The sequence below is a fragment of the Salinispora vitiensis genome (assembly GCF_000378825.1).
Classification (GTDB): Bacteria; Actinomycetota; Actinomycetes; order Mycobacteriales; family Micromonosporaceae; genus Micromonospora; species Micromonospora vitiensis.
The window spans coordinates 4,921,054-4,938,365 of sequence record NZ_KB900388.1 but is presented as its reverse complement, the minus strand read 5'-3'; the positions used below and the strand labels follow the sequence as shown (position 1 = coordinate 4,938,365).

The 17,312-nt window shown below is 72.9% G+C and carries 14 protein-coding genes; 6 read left to right on the top strand and 8 right to left on the bottom strand.

Annotated features, from left to right (window positions below; all coding sequences use genetic code 11):
* Positions 1-37 precede the first annotated feature (37 nt).
* The 3 genes from SALPAC2_RS0123350 to SALPAC2_RS0123340 all read left to right on the top strand — a co-directional run bounded on the left by SALPAC2_RS0123350 (position 38) and on the right by SALPAC2_RS0123340 (position 5,762).
* Positions 38-850, top strand: a complete 813-nt coding sequence (locus tag SALPAC2_RS0123350) for an S-adenosyl-L-methionine hydrolase (RefSeq protein WP_018219044.1) — start codon at positions 38-40, stop codon at positions 848-850.
* Between the two features lie 39 nt (positions 851-889).
* Positions 890-1,696 carry a DNA-formamidopyrimidine glycosylase family protein gene (locus SALPAC2_RS0123345; RefSeq protein ID WP_018219043.1) on the top strand — a complete coding sequence of 269 codons (807 nt, stop codon included), beginning with the start codon at positions 890-892 and terminating at the stop codon, positions 1,694-1,696.
* A gap of 301 nt (positions 1,697-1,997) precedes the next feature.
* Entirely contained in the window at positions 1,998-5,762 is a 3,765-nt protein-coding gene (locus SALPAC2_RS0123340; RefSeq protein ID WP_188115903.1) for a hypothetical protein, read from the top strand.
* Between the two features lie 36 nt (positions 5,763-5,798).
* Here SALPAC2_RS0123340 and pspM read toward each other — a convergent pair whose 3' ends face one another.
* The 7 genes from pspM to SALPAC2_RS0123305 form a co-directional block, all read right to left on the bottom strand.
* Entirely contained in the window at positions 5,799-6,578 is a 780-nt protein-coding gene (gene pspM / locus SALPAC2_RS0123335; RefSeq protein ID WP_018219041.1) for a phage shock envelope stress response protein PspM, read from the bottom strand.
* Positions 6,579-6,601: 23 nt separating this feature from the next.
* On the bottom strand, positions 6,602-7,477 hold the full coding sequence (locus SALPAC2_RS0123330) for a PspA/IM30 family protein (RefSeq protein WP_018219040.1): 876 nt from the start codon (positions 7,475-7,477) through the stop codon (positions 6,602-6,604).
* A gap of 147 nt (positions 7,478-7,624) precedes the next feature.
* The gene (locus SALPAC2_RS0123325; RefSeq protein WP_018219039.1) at positions 7,625-8,077 is read right to left on the bottom strand and encodes a helix-turn-helix domain-containing protein; all 453 of its coding nucleotides are present in this window, start codon (positions 8,075-8,077) and stop codon (positions 7,625-7,627) included.
* Positions 8,078-8,278: 201 nt separating this feature from the next.
* Entirely contained in the window at positions 8,279-8,806 is a 528-nt protein-coding gene (locus tag SALPAC2_RS0123320) for a CinA family protein (RefSeq protein ID WP_018219038.1), read from the bottom strand.
* Between the two features lie 26 nt (positions 8,807-8,832).
* Positions 8,833-9,420 carry a CDP-diacylglycerol--glycerol-3-phosphate 3-phosphatidyltransferase gene (gene pgsA / locus SALPAC2_RS0123315; RefSeq protein ID WP_026185068.1) on the bottom strand — a complete coding sequence of 196 codons (588 nt, stop codon included), beginning with the start codon at positions 9,418-9,420 and terminating at the stop codon, positions 8,833-8,835.
* A 56-nt stretch (positions 9,421-9,476) separates the two neighbouring features.
* Positions 9,477-11,027 carry a 30S ribosomal protein S12 methylthiotransferase RimO gene (gene rimO, locus SALPAC2_RS0123310; protein ID WP_018219036.1) on the bottom strand — a complete coding sequence of 517 codons (1,551 nt, stop codon included), beginning with the start codon at positions 11,025-11,027 and terminating at the stop codon, positions 9,477-9,479.
* Between the two features lie 163 nt (positions 11,028-11,190).
* Positions 11,191-12,111, bottom strand: coding sequence for an ornithine cyclodeaminase family protein (locus SALPAC2_RS0123305; protein ID WP_018219035.1), 921 nt, complete (start codon positions 12,109-12,111; stop codon positions 11,191-11,193).
* A gap of 100 nt (positions 12,112-12,211) precedes the next feature.
* On the opposite strand from SALPAC2_RS0123305, the gene SALPAC2_RS0123300 reads away from it, so the two are divergent.
* Complete coding sequence (locus SALPAC2_RS0123300) at positions 12,212-12,526, top strand: DMT family transporter (protein WP_026185067.1); 315 nt, start codon at positions 12,212-12,214, stop codon at positions 12,524-12,526.
* 68 nt (positions 12,527-12,594) lie between these two features.
* On the opposite strand, the gene SALPAC2_RS0123295 is transcribed toward SALPAC2_RS0123300, so the two are convergent.
* The gene (locus tag SALPAC2_RS0123295; RefSeq protein ID WP_026185066.1) at positions 12,595-15,060 is read right to left on the bottom strand and encodes an FtsK/SpoIIIE family DNA translocase; all 2,466 of its coding nucleotides are present in this window, start codon (positions 15,058-15,060) and stop codon (positions 12,595-12,597) included.
* Between the two features lie 112 nt (positions 15,061-15,172).
* Between SALPAC2_RS0123295 and SALPAC2_RS0123290 the strand changes: the two genes are divergently transcribed.
* Complete coding sequence (locus SALPAC2_RS0123290; protein WP_018219032.1) at positions 15,173-15,649, top strand: type III secretion system chaperone family protein; 477 nt, start codon at positions 15,173-15,175, stop codon at positions 15,647-15,649.
* Positions 15,646-17,280: a type III secretion system chaperone family protein gene (locus SALPAC2_RS0123285; RefSeq protein WP_018219031.1), complete on the top strand. Its 1,635-nt coding sequence runs from the start codon at positions 15,646-15,648 to the stop codon at positions 17,278-17,280. Before SALPAC2_RS0123290 ends, SALPAC2_RS0123285 begins: the two co-directional genes overlap by 4 nt.
* Positions 17,281-17,312: the final 32 nt, after the last annotated feature.

Below are 17,312 nucleotides of genomic sequence, written 5' to 3'. Positions count from 1 at the left end.
CCCGGATCGACCGGCGGGCTCGGCTAGCCTTCCCTCCATGGCGCCGACGCCCTGGATCTCCTTCACCACCGACTACGGTCTCACCGACGGCTTCGTGGCCGCCTGCCACGGGACGCTGGCCCGGCTGGCGCCCACCGCCCGGGTGATCGACGTGACCCACCTGGTCCCACCCGGCGACGTCCGACGCGGCGCGGCGGTGCTGGCGCAGACCGTGCCGTACCTGCCGGCGGCCGTCCACGTCGCCGTGGTCGACCCCGGCGTGGGCACGGCCCGCCGGGCGATCGCCCTCGCCGCCGGGGACGGACTGCTGGTCGGACCGGACAACGGGCTGCTGCTGGACGCGGCGGCGGCGCTCGGCGGGGTGAGCGCCGCGGTGGAGCTGACGAACCCGGACTGGCTCGGCACGCAGCTGTCCGCCACCTTCCACGGCCGGGACGTCTTCGCGCCGGTCGCGGCCCGGCTGGCGCTCGGTGCGCCGCTCGCCGACGCCGGCCCGGCCGTCGAACCGGGCGCCCTGGTCCGGCTGCCCACCCCGCTGGTCCAACCAGAGCCCGACGGGTTCACCGCCGAGGTGTTGACCGTGGACCACTTCGGCAACGTGCAGCTCGCGGCGACGGGTGCCCTGCTGGAACCGCTACCCCAAGCACTTCGGGTCGCGCAGCGGCCAGCGGGCCCGGACCGCGTCGGTGCGCACGCGGTGCACGCCCGCACGTTCGACGACGCACCGCCGGGAGGGCTGTTGGTGCACGTGGACTCGGCCGGCCTGGTCGCCGTCGCGGTCAACGGTGGGCGGGCCGCCGACCGGTTCGGGGTGGTGCCGGGCGACCAACTCCGCGTCACCGCCGGCTGACCGGCAGCGTCGAGGCCGCCCGAGCGGGAGGATGGGGAGGTGCCCGAAGGCGACACCGTCTGGAACACCGCCCACGTACTTCAGCAGGCGCTGGCCGGCGACCGGCTGACCGGCTCCGATTTCCGCGTACCGGGGCTTGCCACGACGAACCTCGCCGGCTGGACGGTCCGGGAGTCGACCAGCCGGGGCAAACACCTGCTGCTGCGCCTCGCGGCACCGCGCACCGACGGCGACGGCGAGCGCTGGACGCTGCACTCGCACCTACGGATGGACGGCAGCTGGCGAACGTATCCGCCCGGACGGCGCTGGTCCGCCCGCCCAGCGCACCTGATCCGGGCGGTACTGCGCGGCCCCCGGGCGGTGGCCGTCGGCTATCACCTGCACGACCTCGCCCTCGTGCCGACCGCCACGGAGCACCGCCTCGTCGGCCACCTCGGCCCGGACCTCCTCGGCCCGGACTGGGACCCGGCCGAGGCGGTCCGGCGCCTCGCCGCCGGGCCCGTGGTCACCATCGGCGCCGCCCTGCTCGACCAACGTAGCCTCGCCGGGGTCGGCAACCTCTACAAGTGCGAGGTGCTGTTCCTGCGCGGGGTGTCGCCGTGGACGCCGGTGCACGCCGTACCCGACCTGATCGGCCTGGTCACCCTGGCGCAGCGGCTGCTCGCCGCGAACCGTGGGCACTGGACCCAGAGCAGCACCGGATCCCGGCGCCGGGGACAGACCACCTACGTCTACGGCCGGCGGGCTCAGCCCTGCCGCCGCTGCGGCACCCCGATCCGCCGGCAGGAGCAGGATGAACGGGTCACCTACTGGTGCCCGACCTGCCAGCCCGGGCCCCCCGCGTGACGGGACGGACCGGCTGGTTCCGCCGCTGTCGAGCTGCCCCAGCTATGCGACCACTCGCGACGGTTGGGTCCGCTCGGCGTGGTCACAGCCCCGCGCTTCCAGACGCCGCAAGCCCACCCAACATGATCAAACACCATCCTGTGGGAGCAGGATGGAGCCCACCCTGGTCCACGAACGCGAACGTGCTGCCGGTCAACCACTCCGCACGGCGGAGAACCTGAAACCCGGTGCAGTTCGCCGCGCCCACGGGCCGACCTAGAAAGGGACGATTGGGTACTTCCAAACCCACCCCTTAGGTCCCATGCTGCAACTAAGTGCTCACACACCGTCTGTTCTGCGCGTCCACCGCCACGCCGAGGTGGTCGGTACCGCGCCCGACGCCGGGAGAGCCATGGACCTGTTCCGCAGATTCCGGATCCCCTGGGCCGAGCAACCCGCTACCGACCCGACGAAAGGCACCACCGAGGGCTCCAACCCGCTGGTACCGGCGGCTCGGAGCGCCGACGGCACGGTGACAGCACCGCCAACAGCCGCGACACCGCCGACAGCCGCAACGCTGGACCCGACCGCGCTACCCCGTTACTTCGGCCCGGTGCCGAACCACGCGCACAGCCCGCTGCCGACCGTGGACGATGCTGGCGACGTGCTGCCCGGCACCGGCATCCGCAAGTTTGTCGACCCGCTGCCCACCCTCGGCGCGGGTAACGACCCCGGTTGCCTGCCGGTGGCCGTACCCGACACCATCACCTACCCGGGCTGCGACTACTACGAAATCGGCCTTCAGGAGTACGCGCAACAGCTGCACCGGGACCTGCCGGCCACCCGCCTACGCGGGTACCGACAGCTGAACCTCGGTACCGATTCGACCGGGCACAACACGGTCGCACCGCCGGAGCGCCCGGTCCACCTCGGCCCGGTGATCATCGCGCGGCGCGGCCGCCCGGTACGGGTCAAGTTCATCAACCAGCTTCCTGCCGGTCGGGCCGGTGAGCTGTTCCTACCCGTTGACCCCACCATCGACGGCGCCGGCCCCGGGCCGCTCGCCGGGCCGGCACCTTACCCGCAGAATCGGGCCGTACTACACCTCGCCGGGGCGCAGACCGGTTGGATCAGCGCCGGCAACCCCTGGCACTGGGTCACACCGGCCACCGAGATCACCCCATACCCCACCGGGCCCGGGCTGACCCCGGTGCCCGACATGCCGCCGCCGGGCCGGGGCGCCACCACGCTGTACTACCCGAACGAGCAGAGCGGGCGGCTGCTCGCGTTCCACGACAACACCGTCGGGTTGTCCCGGCTCACCTGCTACTCCGGCCAGGTCGGCGTCTACCTGATCACCGACCCCGCCGAGGATGACCTAGTCGCCGCGGGGGTGTTGCCCGCCGACCAGATCCCGCTGGTCCTCGAGGACAAGACCTTCGTGCCCGACGACAGTCAGCTGGCCGCCACCGACCCGACCTGGGACCGCGACCGCTGGGGCGCGCGGGGCAGTCTCTGGCACCCACACATCTACCAGCCCCGGCAGAACCCCTACCGCGACGACGGCATCAACCCGACCGGGCGCTGGGATTACGGGCCGTGGGCGCGAACCGCCGGGGATCTGGTGGCGAAGAGCCCAACCGGATCGAACGGCAGCGGACCAACCGGCACCGGGCCCGAGCTGGTCCCCAACCCCCACCACGACCCGGTTGACGACGCCTCGGCTGAACCGCCGATGGCACCCGGCATACCGCACCCGTCGGCGGTGCCGGCCGCGTACGGCGACACGGTACTGGTCAACGGCGTCGCGTACCCCTGGCTGACGGTCGAACCGCGCACCTACCGGTTCCGCATCCTCAACGCGTGCCTGGACCGCAGCCTGAACCTCCAGCTCTACCAGGCGCGCTCCGCCGGCCCGCTGTGGGACAGCGAGGGCAGGCTGGCCGACCCGAACGCGGGCGAGGTACCGATGGTCGCGGCGGTTCCGATGCCCGGCCGGCCCTCCCGGTGGCCGACCGACGGGCGGGAGGGCGGGGTGCCGGATCCGGATGCCGCCGGCCCCGACCTGGTGCAGATCGGCAACGACGGGGGTCTCCTACCGGCCCCCGCGGTGCTCCCCAACCAGCCGGTGACCTACCGGTACGACCGACGCGACCCCACCGTGCTCAACGTCGACCGGCACACGCTGCTGCTCGCCCCCGGAGAGCAGGCCGACGTGCTGGTCGATTTCGCCACCGTCACCCCCGGCAGCACCGTGCTCCTCTACAACGACGCCCCGGCCCCGTTCCCCGCCTTCGACCCCCGCTATGACCACCACACCGAGGCCCCGGACCACACCGCCGAGGGCGGGACACCACCGAGCCGTCCCGGGTACGGGCCGAACACCCGCACCCTGCTGCTGTTCCGGGTGGCCGGCGTTCCGAAGCCCCGCTACGACCTGGCCCGGCTCCGCGAGCGGCTACCCCGGGCGTACTCGGCCAGCCAGCGTCCACCGATCGTGCCGCAGCCCGCCTACGACGCGGCGTTCGGCACCCGCACGGCCCGAGAGACCATCGTCCCGGTCCACGCTGCGACGGTCACGTTCACCCCGGCCGGCAGCACCTCCCCCGTCCTGCTGCCGCTCGCGGTGAAAACCATCGGGGAGGTCTTCGAGCCCACGCACGGCCGACTCGCCGGCCGCTTCGGCGTCGGTCCACCACCGGGAGCGTCACCCACCCCGGCCGTGCCACCACTCGACCCGACCGACCCGGCCACCGAGGTGGTGTCGGTCGGCGAGTCGGCGGTTACGGGGGACCCGGTCGTCGACGAGATGCAGCTGTGGCGGCTGCGCGGCGCGGGCCGGCACACCCAGCCGGTCCGCCTCGACGGCGTCGACCTGCAACTGGTCAACCGAGCAGGGTGGGACGGCACGCTCCGCGCGCCGGCCCCGAACGAGCTGGGCTGGAAACAGGTGGTCCGGGTCAACCCACGGGAGGAGGTGGTGGTGGCACTGCGCCCGGTCGCACCGCCCCTCCCGTTCAAGATCACCGACAGCGTACGACCGCTGGACCCGAGCCCACCAGCGAACGTCCACCCCCCAGGCGCGTCACGCGGCGGCCAAGCCGCCTCGGCGGGCGCCCAGCCGGTCAACCTGGGCTGGGAGTACCGCTGGCACAGCGCGCTCGCCGGCTACCGCGACCAGGGCCTGAGCCGGCCGCTGGTGCTGCGGGTCGCCCCGAAGGCCCCGACCGGGCTGACCGCGACCCCGGGACCCGGGGCGGCGACCACCCTGCCGGCGATCCTGCTCGCCTGGACCCGCAACGGCGACCGGCCCCCCACCACCAGCCACCAACTCCAACGCGCCACCGACCCCGCGTTCACCGATGGACTGGCCACGATCACGGTAGCCGCGGACGCCACCCGGTACACCGACGCCACCGTCATTCCCGGGGTGACCTACCACTACCGCATCCGGACGGAGAACGCGGTCAGCTGCTCGGCATGGTCGAACTGCGCGCCCGCATCGGTGCAACTCGCGGCACCGACCGGCCTGGCCGCGGCGGTGCCGCCGGCCGCACCGCTCCGGGTGGGCCTGCACTGGCGCAACCGCTCCTTCGCCACCGGCGTTGACGTGCAGCGCGCCACCAACCCCACGTTCACCAGCGGGCCCGGCACCACTGCCATCAGTGTCGGTGACACCCATCTGGACACCGCCGTGGCGCCGGACACCCGCTACTACTACCGGGTCCGCACCACTTACCTCGGCTCGGCGTCCCCATGGTCCACAGTGGCTCAAGTGACCACACCGCCCCGTCCGGGGGCTCCGGAATCGGTGACGGTCACCGCCACCGCGGTCGCACCGGACACGGCGACGGTCATCCTCGGTTGGACGACGAGCACGGCCGTCGGATCCGGGGCCGGCTTCACCGTGCAGCGGGCCGCGGACCCGGCGTTCAGCCAGGACGTCGCCACCTTCACCGTGAACGGACGGGGGTTCACCAACACCGGCCTGGCCCGCCGAACCACCTACCACTACCGGATCCGGGCGTTCAACGTCGTCGGACTGTCCCCGTTCGCCGCCCCGATCGTGGTGACGACGCCGGACTGACGTCCCGCCCCACGGTGCTGGCTGTGGCCCCGTTGCTCAGGAGGTGCGGAAGGTGGGGTCGGTGGCGCGCAGCTCCGCCAGTGCCGAAGCCGTCCCGTGCAGCAGGTCGGTTGCCTCGGTGAGCCGGGCCACCGCCGGTTCCTGGACATCGGACCGGACGTTCTCGGCCACGTAACCGGCGGCGGCCGCCACCAGCCGCTCGTACGCCTCGACACCGTTGCGCAGTTGGCCGGCGAGTGCCGTCCGGGCCTGCTCAAGCGAGGGCCGAGTGTCGGGTGGCGCGAACCGAATGGCCCGTTCGACCTCCGCGACCCTCAGGGCGAGGTCCCGCAGCGAGTGGTCGGCCGCGGTGGCCTCGGCGACCGCGGGCGCCGCCAGCCCGGTCAGCCGGCCCCGCAGGCCGGCGAAGGTGGACCCGGCCCGATCCAGCCGGCCCCACTGCTCGGCGGCACCGGTGCCGCGCAGCGCGACCCGCGACCGTACCCGTCGGGCCTCGGCGAGCATGCCGGAGCCGGCCGGGAGGCGCTGCACCGCCGCGACCAGCCGGGCCCGCAACTGGGCCGCCGCCTCATCCGGGCCCAGCGCCGGCGGCGCTGGCTGGGCGGCGAGCGCCCGCAGGTCGGCCCAGCGCCAGGCGGCGAGCACGATTGCTCCACCCGCGCCGGCGGCCCAGGCCGCGTCGGGCAACCCCAGACCGGCGTACGGCGTCAGCACCGCGGCGGCGCCGCCGAGCCCACCGGCGATGACGCTCCACCGCCGGGCTGAGCGCCGCCGACGGGCCAGCCGCCGGAAGTATCGCGTCCGCTCGTCCGCCACGTCGCCTCCCCCACCCGCGCCGCTCAGCCGGCGGCGGTGCTGTCCCCAGTGCCGCGTTCGCGGCCCAGAGTGGAGCGAATCTCGTCGAGCCGGGCCACGGCGGCCGAGTCGGCGACCGGAGCACCCTGCTGCTCGGGCCGGGTGACGGCAGGCCGCTCGGCTGTGCCGCGGAGCTGGTCCCCGGCCAGGCCGGCGCGAATCTGATCGAGTCGGGCGGAACCGGCCGCGTCGAGGGCCGCCTGCTGAATGTCGAGCATCTGCCCCTCGACCGAGTTGCCGGCGAGCTCGGCCCGGCCCATCGCGGTGGCGTAGCGTCGCTCGATGCGCTCGCGCACCTCGTCCAGGGTGGGGGTGGTACCCGGGGCGGTGATCGCGGACATCGACTCCAGCGATGCGGCCACATTCTCCTGCATCTTGGCCTGCTCGAGCTGGCTGAGCAGCTTCGCCCGCTCGGCGAGCTTCTGCTGGAGGATCATCGAGTTGTTCTCGACTGCCTTACGCGCCTGCGCCGCCGCGCCGAGCGCCTGGTCGTGCAGGGTCTTGAGGTCTTCGGTGGCCTGCTCCGCGGTTACCAGCTGAGTGGCGAGCGCCTGGGCGGACTGCTCGTAGCGGGTGGCTTCGGTGACACCGCCCCGGGCGCGGGCCTGATCGGCCAGGACCAGGGCCTGGCGGGCGTTGCCCTGCAACCGCTCGACCTCGGACATCTGCCGGGACAGCTTCATCTCCAGCTGCCGCTGGTTGCCGATCACCGCGGCGGCCTGCTGGACGAGCAGCTGGTGCTGCCGCTGAGATTCCTCGATCGCCTGCTGGACCTGCACCTTCGGATCGGCACGCTCGTCGAGTTTGGTGCCGAAGAGCGTCATCAGATATTTCCAACCCTTGACGAACGGGTTCGCCATCTCCGCGGTATCCCCTCACTAGCAACGCGGCCGGCCGCGACCTGGCCGGCCGCGACGGCAGTGACTCCATCGTCGCAGGCGGATGCCAGTATGGGCAGCCGCCGACAACGCAGCGGGGCCACGGTGCCATGACAACCCTACGCGCGCTCAGGCGGCGCAGACCACGTCCCGGTCCGTTGCACGAACCCGGGTGTGCAGGGTCGCCTTGAGCGGCGACTCCTGGCGGACCTGCACCGACACCGTGCCGTCCGAGGAGACCTGGCGAACCGCCCGGCCGGCGGTCTTGCCGTGGTTGGCGGCCGGGACCGGGGCGGGCTGCTGCCCGGTCGGCTCGTCCTGGACCGGCACCAGCACCCCCGACATCTGCTCGGCGAGCGCCACCGTGTCGCTCACCTCACGCAGCAGCTCGGAAAGGCGGGCGCCGAGCGCGTCGCAGATGGCGGCCAGCAGCTCGCTCGACGGTTCCTTGTGCCCACGCTCGATCTCGGAGAGGTAGCCGAGACTGACATTGGCGGCAGAGGAGACCTCGCGCAGGGTACGGTGCTGCCCCTGTCGGCGTGTCCGTAGCGCGTCACCGATCAGCCGGCGTAGCAGGACCATCGCACCTCCCCTGGAGGAACACTCCGCGCCTCGACGACCCGGGGATTCCGGGCCCCGACTACCGGAACCTTCCCGCAACCGTACCCGGTGCCGGCTTGGCCGACATACCGCCCCGCCTGCCGATTGGGGCTGCGGGCCGGCCAGCCAACCGAACGGCAACGCTGTCGACAAAGAGTGCCGACCGTATCACGGTCGGTATCACTACGCACCATCGACCGGATCGCGGGGCGCCCCGGCCAGCCGCTCGGCCAAGAGTCGAAACGCCTGCACCACACTGGCCGACCGGATGAGCTCACGGCCTCCACCCAGCTCCAGCCGGCGCACCGCGCTGCCACTCGGACCGGCCACCGCCACGTACACCAGGCCGACCGGCTTGCCGCCCTGCGGCTCCGGTCCGGCCACCCCGGTGGTGGCCAGGCACCAGTCGGCGGCGCACCGCCACCGACCTCCCTGGGCGAGCGCCACGGCCACGTCCGGGTCGACCGGACCACGCGCGGTGAGCAGCTTCTCCGACACGTTCGCCAGCTGGGACTTCAGCTCGGTCGCGTAGACCACCAGCCCACCGCGGTAAACGCTGCTCACCCCGGCGACCTCCACGATCGTGGCGGCGAGCAGACCACCGGTCAGCGACTCGACCGTGGCGAGCGTCTCCCCCCGCCGGGCCAGGCTGTGCACGACGCTGGCGGCGGGGCCTTCGACGGGCCACTCGGCATCCGCTCCCAGCCCCACGGTTGCTCTCCCCTCGCCGGTCCTGGTCAGCGCGCCTGCCGCCGCAGCCGAAGCGCCCGCACCACGTAGTCGATGCCACTGACCACCGTAACCGCCACCGCGGCACCCATGACCCATGGTCCGACCAGGTCCAGCGGCGCCGGCATGGGCCAGAGGTACCAGACGATCGCGAGGGTCTGCAGGGCCGTCTTGATCTTCCCGCCCCGGCTGGCGGCGATGACGCCATGCCGGATCACCCAGAACCGCAGTGCGGTGATGCCCAGTTCCCGAAAGAGGATCGTGCCGGTCACCCACCACGGAAGCTGGTCGTAAGCGGAGAGCAACAACAGCGCGACACCGGTAAGCGCCTTGTCCGCGATCGGATCGGCCACCTTACCCACCGAGGTGACCAGCCCGAAACGGCGAGCGATCCACCCGTCCACCAGGTCGGTGAAGGCAGCCCCGACGAAGATCAGACAGGCTGCGATCCGCCAGCCGACGTGCGTCATCTCGGAAGCGACCACCGTGACGGCGAAGACCGGCACCAACACCAGCCGCAGCAACGTCAGCGCGTTGGCGGCGTTGAGCACCGGAACCCGGGTAGCCGCCGGCGCCGGCTCCGCCGCTTCGGTCACCGCCGCGTCCCGCCGCCGCTCCGGCCCGGCGCCCCCCGTATCCCCCCGCCGTACCGTCACCGCGCCACGCCCGGCGCCGCCGAGATCATCGCCTCCGGTACGGCGACGAGGTCCACACCCTCCGTAGCGGTGACCGTGCACTGCACCAGGTCACCAGGGCGCAGGGCGGTGAGGTCCACGCCCCCCTCGGCCGGGGCGACCAAGCTGGTTGAGCCGTCCACCTCGGGGGCCTGGTGCGCAGCCCGACCCTCCACCACGCCGCCGTCGACCGAGTCGACCAACACCTGCACCGTCGAGCCGAGCCGCTGCTCGGCCCGCTGCGCGCAGAGCTCGTCGGCGAGGGCGCCGAGTCTGTCGTAGCGACGCCGGACGGTAGCGGCGGTGACCTTGCCAGGCAGGCCGGCGGCCTCGGTGCCGTCCTCGTCGCTGTAGTCGAACACCCCGATCGCATCCAGCCGCGCCGCCTCCAGGAAGCGGACCAGCTCGGCGACGTCGGCCCGGGTCTCGCCGGGGAACCCGACGATGAAGTTGCTCCGCGCGCCGGCCTCCGGGGCTAGCTCCCGGATGCTGCCCAGCAGTTCCAGGAACCGGTCGGTGGAGCCGAACCGGCGCATTCGCCGCAGCACCGTCTCGCTGGAGTGTTGGAAGGAGAGGTCGAAGTACGGGGCGACGCCCGGCGTGGTGGCGATCGCCTCGACCAGTCCGGGACGGGTCTCCGCCGGCTGAAGGTAGCTCGCCCGCACTCGAACGATGCCGTCCACCGCGGCGAGCTGGGGCAGCAGCTTCTCCAGTGCCCGCGGGTCGCCCAGGTCCTTGCCGTAGGAGCTGGAATTTTCGCTGACCAGGACCAACTCCCGCACCCCGGTCTTGGCCAGCCACTCCGCCTCGGCGAGCAGCGCCTCCGGCGGACGGGAGACGAACGCACCGCGGAAGGCGGGGATGGCGCAGAAGGCACATCGTCGATCGCAGCCGCTGGCCAGCTTGAGCGACGCGACCGGTCCGGTGTCGAGCCGACGCCGCAGCACCGGACGCAGATGCGCCGGAGTGTGCTCGTCCACCTCGACCGGAGCGGACCGCGTGCCGGAGTGCGGCACAGGGGCCGGGGTGCCGGAGTGCGACCCGGTGGCCGGGGTGCCGTGGCCCGGCACCGACACCGCCGCCTCCGCCCGCCGCACCGGGGTGAGCGGGAGCAGCTCGCGCCGGTCCCGCGGGGCGTGCGGGTCGATCGCGCTTCCGGCGAGCACCGCCCCGAGCCGATCAGAGATGTCCGGGTAGTCGTCGAAGCTCAGCACCGCCTGCGCCTCGGGCAGGCTCTCCGCGAGCTCCCGCCCGTACCGCTCGGCCATGCACCCGGCCGCCACCACCTTCGCGCCGGTTTCGGCGGCGGCCAACAGTGTCTGGATCGAGTCCTGCTTGGCCTTCTCGACGAATCCGCAGGTGTTCACGACCACCACGTCGGCGCCTTCACCGTCGGTGGTCACCTGCCAGCCGTCGGAATGCAGCCGGGCAGCCAGCTCCTCGGAGTCGACCTCGTTGCGGGCGCAGCCCAGGGTCAGCAGGGCGACGCGGCGGCCGTCGGCGGGTGCGGGAGGGGTGGCAGACACCATCCGAGGGTACCGGGCGCGGGTTGACCACCCGGCAACCGCCAGCGGCCGGCCTCGACCGGGCTCCCGTCGGGATCAAGCCGACAAAGCCCCACCGGGGGTCAGCCCAGCCCGCCGGGCCGCACACCGGGCGGTCAGCTTCAGCCCGCGGGGCCGCACCGGTCGGTCAGACCGTCGCGGCGACCCGGACCAGGCGATCGAGCAGGAAGAGCTCGGTACCGCCTAGGCCGGTGGCGCAGAAGACGGATATCTGGTCCGCGCCGGTCCGGCCGGGCACCGCCGCCGCCAGGACCGCGCCCAGGTCACGCAGCCGTTCGGCGTACGGGGGTAGGGCGGCGAGCATCGGTGGGGCGTACCCGGCGGCCTGGGCCGGCGAGTCGGTGACCAGCACCTCGGCCCGGTCCAGCAGATCCGGGCCGAACTCGTGCCGGTCGACTTGCTTGAAGCCCACCGCGTTCACGTGGGCGCCGGGCGCGAGGTCCGCGGCGTCCACCACCGGGGTGGTGCTGGAGGTGGCGATCACCACGATGTCCCGACCGGCGACGGCCGCCGCCGCGGAGTCGACTGCCCGCGCCGGTACGCCCAGTTCGGCGTGGACCCGGCTGGCGAAGGCGGTACGCCGCGCCGCCGAGCGGCTGTGCACGCGTACCTCCCGCAGGGGCCGTACCGCCGCGGTGGCCCAGACCTGCGCCCATGCCTGCCGGCCCGAGCCGACCACCCCGAGCGTGGCCGCGTCCGGACGGGCCAGCGCGTCGATGGCGACCCCACCCAACCCACCGGTACGCCGGGAGTTCAGCTCCGTCCCCACCGCGACCGCCCGGACACCGCCGGTGCCGGCGTCGTGTAACACCACCACCGGTTCGCTTCCGGGGAGCCCGAAGGTGTCGTAGGAGCAGGAGCCGTACCACTGATCGACGAGGTGCCCGGCGGTCAGCACCATCCGGCCCCCGTCCAGCGGTGCGGTGGCTCGGGGCGGGGCGACCAGTCGACCGTCGTGGGCGGCGCGCAGCGCGTCCCGCATGGCGGCGATGGTCGTCGGGGCGTCGAGCCCGGCAGCGACCTCGGAGTCAGTGAGAAGCAGCGGCATAGGCCGATACTGCAAGATAAAGTCAGGTTTAACTCTAGCCACAGTGGTGAAGATCACCTTCACCACGCTGCTCCGCTCCGGCAGCTGCTACCGTCCCGCAATGGCCTGGATCGTGCTGGTGATCTCCGGACTCCTCGAAACCGCCTGGGCCATCGCCCTCGACCGCAGCGCCGGCTTCAGTCGGCTCGTCCCCACGATCGTCTTCGCCGTCACGGCCGCCCTGAGCATGATCGGCCTCGCCTACGCGCTCCGGGAGATCCCGGTCGGCACCGGCTACGCGGTCTGGGTCGGCATCGGCGCGGTCGGCACCGCCGTGGTGGGGATGGTGGCGCTGAACGAGTCAACCAGCCTGCCCCGGATCCTCTGCCTCCTGCTAGTGATCGCCGGCGTGGTGGGGCTGAAGATCTACCACTGACGGCCGAGCCGGAACCGGACTGACCCCGCCGGGCACCGGGGCAGACCGAACCCGTCGGGCGGCCCCGGTCAGTCCTCGCCGCCGCGCAGGCCGACCAGAACCTCCGGCAACTCGTCCGGCTTCACCAGCACATCCCGGGCCTTGGAACCCTCGGACGGGCCCACCACGCCGCGAGTCTCCATCAGATCCATCAGCCGACCCGCCTTCGCGAAACCGACCCGCAGCTTGCGCTGCAGCATCGAGGTGGAGCCGAACTGCGAGGTCACCACCAGCTCAACCGCCTGCACCAGCAGGTCGAGGTCGTCGCCGATATCCTCGTCGATCTTCTTCTTACTCTCCTGGGCCACGGTGAGCACGTCCGTACGGAACTCCGGCTCCCGCTGCTCCTTGCAGAACCGGACCACATCGGCGATCTCCTGCTCGGTCACCCACGCGCCCTGGATCCGGACCGGCTTGGCGGCACCCATCGGCAGGAAGAGACCATCACCGCGACCGAGCAGCTTCTCCGCGCCCGGCTGGTCCAGGATGACCCGCGAATCGGCCAGCGACGAGGTCGCGAAGGCGAGCCGGGACGGCACATTGGCCTTGATCAGACCGGTCACCACGTCCACCGACGGACGTTGCGTGGCGAGCACCAGGTGGATGCCGGCGGCCCGGGCGAGCTGGGTGATCCGGACGATGGAGTCCTCCACGTCCCGCGGGGCGACCATCATCAGGTCGGCCAACTCGTCCACGATCACCAGCAGGTACGGGTACGGCCGCAGTTCCCGCTCGCTGCCCGGCGGGGCCGTGATCTCACCGTTGCGAACCTTGCGGTTGAAGTCGTCGATGTGCCGAACCCCGTTGGCGGCCAGATCGTCGTAGCGCATGTCCATCTCGCGCACGACCCACTCCAGCGAGTCGGCTGCCTTCTTGGCGTTCGTCACGATCGGCGTGACCAGGTGCGGGATCCCCTCGTAGCCGGTCATCTCGACCCGCTTCGGGTCGATCAACAGCAGCCGCACCTCGTCCGGGGTGGCCCGGGTCAGGAGCGAGACCAGCAGTGAGTTCAGGCAGCTCGACTTCCCCGCGCCGGTGGCCCCCGCGATGAGGATGTGCGGCGTCTTCGCGAGGTTCGCCACCACGTAGCCACCCTCGATGTCCTTACCGAGCGCGACCACCATCGGGTGATGGTCGCTGGTCGCCGCCCGGGAGCGCAGCACGTCGCCGAGGGCGACATTCTCCGGATCGGTGTTCGGAATCTCCACGCCGATCGCGCTCTTGCCCGGGATCGGGCTGAGGATGCGCACGTCCGGCGACTTCACCGCGTACGCGATGTTGCGGGAGAGCTGGGTGATCCGCTCCACCTTGACCCCGGGGCCCAGCTCGACCTCGTACCGGGTCACCGTCGGCCCTCGGGTGAACCCGGTGACCGCGGCGTCCACGTCGAACTGCTCGAACACCCCGGTTAGCGCGGCGATCACCTCGTCATTGGCCCGGCTGCGCTTCTTGGGGGCGGCACCACTGCCCAGCAGCGTCGCCGGGGGCAGCGCGTAGTCGCCCGCCAGCCCGGTCAACGCGAGCTGCTCAGCCCGGGTGGGTAGCGGCGAGTGCTCCGGCGGCTCCGCCGGCTTCCGGCTGGCCGGCACCTTCGCCGAGGACTTGCGGGGTAGCACGAGCGTCTCCTGCAGATCCGCTCCCGCCAGGTCATCGGCGAAGTCCGCCGGGTCCGGCGGTGCTGGCGGCGTCCGCTTCGCCGCACGCTTGCGAACCGGCTTGCCGGTCTCCGCCGCGGACTCCTCGGTGGCCTCCGCACCGGCCGGGGTGCCGACCACCGTGCCGGCCAACAGACCGAGCCGCTCCGGAATCTTGTTAATCGGGGTCGCGGTGACCACCAACAGCCCGAAGACCAGGAGCAGCAACAGCAGTGGCACGGCCACCCAGGCCGACACCGCCCGCTCCAGCAGGTTCCCCACCCCCGCACCGATCAGGCCGCCCGCGAAGTCCCGCTGCACCGGCGAGGTCGGCTCCTGCCCGATGTGCAGCAACGCGGCCGTGGCGACCAGCATGGACACCCAGCCGACCGGCCCCCGCCCCCGGTGCTCCGGAGCGGTCGGCTCCCGCATCAGCCGCCAGGCACCGATCATCAGCAGCACCGGCACCACGACGGCGATCGCACCGAGAAACAGCCGTACGGTGTCGGCCAGCCGCTCCCCGACCGGTCCGGCCTTCTCGAACCAGATACTGGCCGCGCTGAGCAGCGCCATACCGAGCACCAGCAGCCCGGCGCCGTCACGCCGCTGCTCGGGGTCGAGGCCACGGGCCGCGGCGGCCTGCCGGCCGGCGGCGCGAACGGACCAGCCCACCCCGTGCGCGAGGCCCATCCACAGTGCCCCGAGCGCCCGGCCCACGGAACCGGCCGGGCTGGTGCGGGCCGGTGGACGACGCTTGGCGGCAGCGCGGGGCTTCTTCGCCGGCTGCCGGGCACGGTTGTTCGTGTTTCCTCGTGGCGACGCGCCGCGCCGCCGACTCGCCTGAGAGGTACGGCCCGCCATAGCATCAACCTAGCGGCGGTACCCGGCGGATCGCCGCAATTTCAGGTCGTGTCCGCGCGTCGGCACGCGATACCGCCGCCGGTCGTGATATTCGCCTCAGAAGGGATGCCGCATGGCGTCGCCGACCGGGGATATTCCGGACCGCCTCCTGGGCGGCTACCCGGGCGCCCTGAGCCCACTCACCAATGAGCTGGTCGCCACCGTACTCACCCAGCGGGGCTACGCGGTGGAGACCGATCCGGCCGGGGAACTGGTCGGCCGGTGGGCCGACAGCCTCATCTGGTTCCTACGGCCCGGGACCGCCGGCGAGCTACTCCAGGTACGCACCGTCGTGGCACCCACGTTCGCGATCGAGTACGTCCCCGCGCTGCACGCCTTCTGCAACGCCTGGAACCACGACCGGCTCTGGCCCAAGGCGTTCGTACACGTCGAAGATGACGGTCGGGCGCGAATCTGTGGGGAGGTCATCACCGACCTCGAACGCGGCGTGACCCCGCACCAACTCGACCGGCTCCTCGACCGCGGCATCACCACCGGTTGCCAGCTCGCCGCCGAGGTGGACCGGCTACCCGGCGGGGTACGGTCGTGATCGGGCAGCCCGGCGGCCGCGGGCTGGACGAGTTCGGCTGGCCGGGGTGGCCACCACGCCGCCAACGACCCGCGCGGGACGGCCGCCCCCTCGCCGAGGAGCTGGCCGACGCCCGGGACTCCCCCGACGGCGAGACCCGCAGCGCCGAGCTGGAACGGATCGCCGCGCGCGCCGACGCCGCCGGCGACGACCAGTCGGCGCTGGAGGCGCGGCTCGCGCTGATCGAGACCTACCTGCTCGACGAAGGGCGGTGGCGCCTGGTCGAGCCGGTCCGCCGCTGCCTCGCCGCCGTGGACCGGCGGCCCGACCTGCTGCCGCCCGACGGTCACGAAACCCTGGCCCGCTACCGGCGGTACGCGGTCGAAGCCCTGCTCACCAGCCCGCGTGGTGGCCTCGACCAGGCCCGGGCCCTCCTCGACGACCTCGGCACCGCCGACACCGCGACCGCCGCCGAACTCTACTGCCGGATCGCCGACCACCTCGGCGACGAGCCGACCGCCCGGTCCTGGTACGACCGCTGGGTAGCGGCACCCGCCACCCCGGCCGACGGCTGCCCCAGCTGTGCCGCCGTCCGACGGGCGGAGCTGCTCGCCGGGTGGGAGGAGTGGTCCGCCGCGCTGGACGTCCTGGCCGACGTGCACCCGGGCGACTGCACCGGAGCACCCGAGCGGGGGCTCGCCGCCGGGATGCTCCCGTGGCTCCGGGTCGGCGCGACCGAAACGGCCGCGGCGGCGCACGTGCACGCGTACCAGCGGCACCGACGCGAACAGGCCGGCTTCGCGCACCTCGCGGCACATCTGCGCTTCTGCGCGCTCAGCGGGAACCCGGTCCGCGGCCTGGCCGTCCTCACCGAGCAGCTGCCCCGGCTGGACGTGGCTCCCGACGAGCTCTCCGCGATGGAGTTCGCCGCCGCCGGGGCGCTGGTGTGCGGGGTCGCGGTCGCGGCCGACCTCGGCGAGCAGCGGGTGCACCGCCCCGGGTACGGGCAACGGCCCGCGACCGACCTCGACCTCGCCACCCTCGGTGCCGCGCTGACCGACCTGGCCACCGGGCTCGCCGGCAGCTTCGACGCGCGCAACGGCACCGGGCACCAGTCCGGGCGGGTCGCCTCCTGGCTGGATGAGCGGGGCGCGGCCGAACGGGCCCTCGCCCTCCCGGTGACGCTGCCGTTCGAGCGTCCGGACGACGACGAACCCGACCGCGAGCCGGACGACCAACCGGCCGACCAGCCCGCCCCGCTCAGCCTGGCGGCGATCACCAACGCCCTGGACCGACGCGGCGACAGCTACATCCTGGACGCCACGGACACCGTCGTGGGGCGCTGGGGCGAGGCGCTGATCCAGGTACGGCGGGCCGGCGATCGCGGCGAGGTCCTGCACGTACGCGCCGTGGCCAGCCGCCGGCTGCCCGCCGACCGGCGCGCCGAGGCGTACGCGTTCTGCAACGCCTGGAACCAGGACCGGCTCCTACCGACGGCGTACGTGCACGACTCCGGCGCCGAGCTGGTGCTGGCCGGTGATGTCAGCACCGACCTGTCCCACGGCGTCGCGCCCACCCAGCTGGATGTGCTGCTGGCCGCCGCGGTACGCACCGGCTCGGCGTACGCCGACGCGGTCGCGGAGCTGCCCTGACCCGAGCCGGCTCCCCGACCTTGCCGCGCCTC